The sequence below is a fragment of the Prosthecobacter sp. genome (genome assembly GCF_044373815.1).
Lineage (GTDB): Bacteria > Verrucomicrobiota > Verrucomicrobiia > Verrucomicrobiales > Verrucomicrobiaceae > Prosthecobacter.
Genome location: NZ_JBIPNG010000469.1, coordinates 1 through 5,229 on the forward strand (window position 1 = coordinate 1; position 5,229 = coordinate 5,229).

The 5,229-nt window shown below is 60.5% G+C and carries 6 protein-coding genes; 4 read left to right on the plus strand and 2 right to left on the minus strand.

The annotated features are described in order from the left end of the window. The 3 genes from ACIREA_RS26225 to ACIREA_RS26235 form a co-directional block, all read left to right on the plus strand. Positions 1 to 1,613, plus strand: a 1,613-nt coding sequence (locus ACIREA_RS26225; RefSeq protein ID WP_397385280.1) for a DUF1592 domain-containing protein, incomplete at its 5' end; no start/stop codon positions are given. A 259-nt stretch (positions 1,614 to 1,872) separates the two neighbouring features. Beyond that, on the plus strand, positions 1,873 to 2,196 hold the full coding sequence (locus ACIREA_RS26230; protein ID WP_397385281.1) for a hypothetical protein: 324 nt from the start codon (positions 1,873 to 1,875) through the stop codon (positions 2,194 to 2,196). 450 nt (positions 2,197 to 2,646) lie between these two features. Continuing rightward, positions 2,647 to 2,970, plus strand: a complete 324-nt coding sequence (locus ACIREA_RS26235; RefSeq protein WP_397385282.1) for a hypothetical protein — start codon at positions 2,647 to 2,649, stop codon at positions 2,968 to 2,970. Positions 2,971 to 3,089: 119 nt separating this feature from the next. On the opposite strand, the gene ACIREA_RS26240 is transcribed toward ACIREA_RS26235, so the two are convergent. Together ACIREA_RS26240 and ACIREA_RS26245 are read right to left on the minus strand one after the other, a co-directional pair. Beyond that, positions 3,090 to 3,431, minus strand: a complete 342-nt coding sequence (locus ACIREA_RS26240; RefSeq protein WP_397385283.1) for a DUF6968 family protein — start codon at positions 3,429 to 3,431, stop codon at positions 3,090 to 3,092. Further along, entirely contained in the window at positions 3,424 to 3,945 is a 522-nt protein-coding gene (locus ACIREA_RS26245) for a hypothetical protein (protein WP_397385284.1), read from the minus strand. Before ACIREA_RS26245 ends, ACIREA_RS26240 begins: the two co-directional genes overlap by 8 nt. A gap of 317 nt (positions 3,946 to 4,262) precedes the next feature. Here ACIREA_RS26245 and ACIREA_RS26250 point away from each other — a divergent pair. Continuing rightward, the coding region (locus ACIREA_RS26250; protein WP_397385285.1) for a DUF1552 domain-containing protein at positions 4,263 to 5,229 on the plus strand (967 nt) is incomplete at its 3' end.

Here is a 5,229-nt window from a genome sequence, read left to right on the forward strand (position 1 = left end):
CCAGCGATCCAGAAATCGACGTCCTCATGCAGGTCTACCACCTCGCCACTCAAAACAAACTCCCCCATCAAGACGCCCTGCGCCTCATGCTCAAGGCCACCCTCGTCTCCCCCCAGTTCCTCTACATCACCCCCTCCAGCACCACCACCACATCGAACTCGTCCTCGACCTCCACCCCAGGGCAGGGGACCCCACCCGCACCCACCCCACCCGCGCCCGAGATCCTCCCCCTCGACGACTGGATGCTCGCCTCCCGCCTCTCCTACCTCCTCTGGGCCACCATGCCCGATCCCGAGCTCTCCACCCTCGCCGATCAAGGCAAACTCCACGACCCCGCCGTCCTCAAGACCCAGGTCGCCCGCATGCTCAAAGACGACCGCTCCCGCGCCCTCTTCGACGGCTTCGGCGCCCAATGGCTCGGCCTCGCCGATCTGGCCGACAAAACCTTCGACACCACCAAATTCCCCCAGATGACCCCCGCGCTCCGTCAGGCCATGTACGACGAAGCCCGCCTCTTTTTCACCAGCATCATCCGCGACAACGCCCCCGTCTCCACCTTCATCACCGCCGACTACACCTACCTCAACGAGACCCTCGCCGCCCTCTACAATCTCGGCGCAAAAAACACCGCAGAAGCAAACACCAAATCCTCCTCTTCCTCCCCCAACTCAGCAGCCCCTAACTCAGCTACTAAGTCACCATCCACCACCTCCCCGGCAACTAACACCACCAATAGCTCGGCCACTAACTCCCCCCCTCCGGCTCCCCATTCCATTGCTCCCCATTCCCTTGCCAAAAACTTGGCATCCAATAACTCCCCAGTCACCGCCTCACAGCCCGTCATTATCACCGGCTCAAACCTCCGCCGCGTCAAACTCCCCGACCCCAATCGCGGCGGCATCCTCGGCATGCCCGGCATCCTCGCCGTCACCTCCTTCCCCAATCGCACCAGCCCCGTCAAGCGCGGCGTCTGGGTGCTCGAGCAGATCCTCGGCCAGCACGTCCCCCCCGCACCGCCGAATGTCCCCACCTTGGAAAAGCAGGACAAAAAGAAAATCGCCAACCTCACCCTCCGCCAGCGCACCGAGCTCCACCGCACCAACGTCGTCTGCGCCAACTGCCACAAGATCCTCGACCCCATCGGCTTCGGCCTTGAAAACTTCGACGCCATCGGCCGCTGGCGCGCCCAGGACGACACCGGCGGCCCCATCGACGCCGCCGGCGAGCTCCCCGGCGGCAAGCACTTCAGCACCCCCGCCGAATTGAAGACCATCATCGCCGCCCGCAAGGACGACCTCACCCGCAACCTCACCGAAAAACTCCTCGCCTACGCCCTCTGCCGCCAGCTCGAAGGCTACGACGAACTCATCATTGATCAGCTCATGCAGGGCATCGCGAAAGACAACCACCGCATGCAGACCCTCATCACCTCCGTCATCACCAGCTACCCCTTCCTCAACCGCCGCATCGTCGAAACCCTCAGCGTCCCTGCTCCCGCCGCGAAACCCGCGCCAGCCCCCTCCGCCAAACACGCGCCAACTCCCGCTGCAAACCGCTCATCAGCTCCTGCAGCCAAGCTCACGCCACCTCCTGCCGCCCCCGCAAAGAAGTAGCTCCCTTGGAGCACTCCTACCATATGGACTGCGGTCGCGAAGTGAGGAACGAACGCAGCTACCGCTTTCGCCGTCCTCGGTGACTCACGCATACCAGCCAATACCCAAAAGCGGGAGCCAATGATTCTCCGCAAGCGTGTCCAGCACACGCACGCCATGAGTTGCTCGAAAGGGCAAACCGCGCCCCCGCAGCCCCCTCAAAATGGGGTCAGTGTGCAAATAATCAAAAAATGACCCCGCCTAAAAGCAGTCACTGCCAATGCCCCCGCTGCCGCCCCGCCTGGCCTATGCCGTGCCCCCGCTGAGTTTTCTACTCATTCTCCCGGCCATCTGGATCTTCCTCGTCATCAGCTCCGTGCTGCTCGTCATCCTGCCCTTCGCCTATTTCGAAGGCCCCGCTTTGTGGAGGCCCATCCTGAAACTCAACGGCCTCAGCCTCCTGATCCTCTTCACCCTCGGCGTGATGTTACACACCAGTCATCCGACCTTGAAGCTCGATCCTTCATGGACCGCAGCACTCATCACCCTCGGCCCCGCAGCGCTCACATTCATCGCACTGCTCGTCGAAAAAATCCGGAAGTAATCCAGCCCGTGGCACCCGCCAGGGCCATCATTCGTAAATTTTCGCAGCTTCCAGCATCGCACACATCAGCTCCTCGGAAAACGGGGTCAGCGCAAAATGGGGTCAGGATGCAAATAATTGACAAAAAATCCGACGCATATTCCAGCGTCGATTTCGCACCATTCATCTCATGCGCCCGGCAGGAAAACGACACCGGCGCCAGTCCGGGTATCCTTGGATTCGTGCTGAACCAGCCCACTGCCTCCGCCAGGCGACCGTCATTCCATCGGTTAAGAATCGGCACGCTGCCCTCATTGACCTGACACCATTCCATGTCAGCCCATCAGCCAGGATCCACACAGTCTTCAAAAAAAAAATCTGCATTCATCTCGAATACGCACAGCCGCCCCGCGTCTCATGAACACGCCGCAAGAATGCGGCAACAAATCAAAAGCAAACCTCCCACTCATCATGAAAAAGCTCCTCACCCTCCTCGCTGCCACCGCCAGCCTTGCGGTTTTCGCTCCTGCCAGTTCGCAGGCGTTTGACGGCCACAGTCATGGCCCCAGCCCCAGCCGCAGCTTCGCGAACAACTGCGGCTCCTGCGGCACCGCCGTGTATCGCGAACGCGTCATCACCGGTCGCGATTGCCACGGTCATCCCATCTTTGGCTACCGCGTTGTCAGTCATAACTGCCGCCCTGTGAGCCATAACCATGGCCATGGCAGCAACTGCGGCCCCTCCCGCGCACCCGGTTTTCATTTCAGTTTCGGCAGTCGTTCCGGCCGCCGCTAATCCCCACAATTAACTCAACGCCTGCCGGAGACCACGAGATCTCCGGCAGGCTTTTTGTTGGCTGCCGTTCTTGGCAAAAGACCGTCAAAGAATCGGCCGGTGAGTGAGCCGCCCCATTCTCACATTGCCTTTCCTCCATCCTCCCTCGACAGCGCTGGGGCATCTGCCGGCCATTCCGCATTTCCAAAGTCGAATCCACCGTGATCACCATTAGTCTCGTGTTTCACGCCATAGCCGCTCGCTTCCATTTCGCGGATGAAGGCTCCAATGAATGACAGGCAGTAGTAGAGCGCTGAAATCTCATCGCTCCCGTAGATTCGTTTGGGCCGAGGATGAAGGATATCACAAGACCACTCACAGAACCATTCGGAGTCTTCCAAAACGGGACCTTGGACCGAGAGCTCCGCGCTTCGTTCAATGCCGAGGTGTGTGATCCAAAGAGTACGTCTCATCTCATTCATGACCGTCCTTCAGCGGTGCCAGTTTTGCCCGATCTCGCGGGTCCGGTTTAAAAAGATTGGTCACTCGATACATGCGGTCCGGCGTTACAAACGAGGTCGTCTTCTGCGGGTCCGCATCGCTCGGGTACCCTCCATAGCCCATCGATTGAAACACCTGCTTGCCGTCCTTGTAGATCGTGATGTCCCAGCTTCCGGGATCTGAGAGCGGGATTTTGCCATGGGGCTCGTACCGCGTTCGCCAGCGGTACACACCTGTTTGTTCCAGGTCCTTCCAAAAGGCGGCCAGTTCCTCCGGCGTGAGCTTTTTTGTCTTCGTCCTCTTTCGGTTCGCGCCGTTGTGCCCGATCGTGTATTGCGACAGCCTCGAGTTCTCCATCACTAATTCAGTCGAATTAAACGAATCGCCGCCGCTGAACCGGGCGCTGTCTCCACCTCCTTCTCTTTCCACAGACCGGCACCCCGCCAGGCAAAGCACGGCAGACAGCATCAACAAACGCATGGGGATCAGGCTCATAAAATCAGAGTCTAGCATGAGCCACCACCACCCGTCTGCAAACAATTGCGCGTGTGCCAGCCCTCGGCCCCTCACAGCCGCACCTCGGAAACGCTACCCCCATCTACCTCCTGCTAGAAAACACACCATCACGCAGTATCTTACAGTGCAACGACTCACCCTCATCAGCCCCGCTACACCGCTCCGGCCAATTTAAAATTTTCAGTTTTCAGTTCTCAATTTTCAGTTCTTCCATCCCTCATCATCCAGCGGCCGCTAAAGGATCGAGGACGAGTAGGAGAAAGATATCGAGGGCGCTCCTGCTACCTTTCATCCCTATGTCCCGCCGCCCCCTCATCTCCCGCCGCACCTGCCTCCGCGGCCTAGGTACCACCCTCGCGCTCCCCTTGCTCGAAGTCATGGGCTGGGCAGACACCGCCAAAAAAAGCGCCAGTGCCGCCGCCGCCATCGCAGCAGCGCGTCCCCCCGTCCGCCTCGGCTTCATGTACATGCCCCACGGCGTCATCATGGATCAGTTCTGGCCCGCCACGCCCGAGAGCTACCTCACCACCCCGCCGCCTGCGCTTGAGTCCCTGCGCGGCGTCCTTGATCAGTGTCTCCTCATGAAAGGCATCGGCGGCATCCCCATCGCCCCCTTCAATGGCGCACCGCATGCCCTGGAGCTCTCCACCTGGCTCACCGCCCAGCTCCCCGACTCACGCCAGCGCAACCGCATCAACATCGCCATCTCCGCCGATCAGATCGCCGCGAATTACATCGGCGCACTCACCGCCCTCCCGTCGCTCGAGCTCGCCACCATGCCGCAGACGCACAAGGAAAATCAGGAAGGGCTCAACGAAGGCTACTACTCCCACTGCAGCTTCCGCTCCGCCACCCAGGCCGTCCCCGCCGAGATCAATCCCCGCAACGTCCTCAACCGCCTTTTCAATCAAAGCAACACACCCGGCAGCAGCCGCGGCCCCACCAGCGCCGCCAATGCGCAAGCCCAGGCGCTTGATCGCTCCATGCTCGATCTCGTCATCACCGGCGCACGCGACTTGAGAAAGCAGCTCCCGCAGGACGACCAGCAAAAGCTCGATGAATACCTCGACAGCGTCCGCGCCGTCGAGCGCCGCATCGCCGCCATCGAGTATCGACAAAAAGAAGCCGCCCTCGAAAAATCCGGCCTCGCCCCCAGCCGCCACCGCGCCACCGACACCCCGCCCATCGAGATCAAAATCCCCATCGGCGACAAGCGCAGCGAATACATGCAGGTCATGTGCGACCTCAACGTCCTCGCCTTCC

What these genes read in the sequence shown, in the direction of transcription:
- ACIREA_RS26245 (WP_397385284.1), bottom strand. Translation starts at nt 3,945, where the DNA reads ATGAGCCTGATCCCCATGCGTTTGTTGATGCTGTCTGCCGTGCTTTGC.
- ACIREA_RS26230 (WP_397385281.1), top strand. Translation starts at nt 1,873, where the DNA reads ATGCCCCCGCTGCCGCCCCGCCTGGCCTATGCCGTGCCCCCGCTGAGT.
- ACIREA_RS26240 (WP_397385283.1), bottom strand. Translation starts at nt 3,431, where the DNA reads ATGAATGAGATGAGACGTACTCTTTGGATCACACACCTCGGCATTGAA.
- ACIREA_RS26235 (WP_397385282.1), top strand. Translation starts at nt 2,647, where the DNA reads ATGAAAAAGCTCCTCACCCTCCTCGCTGCCACCGCCAGCCTTGCGGTT.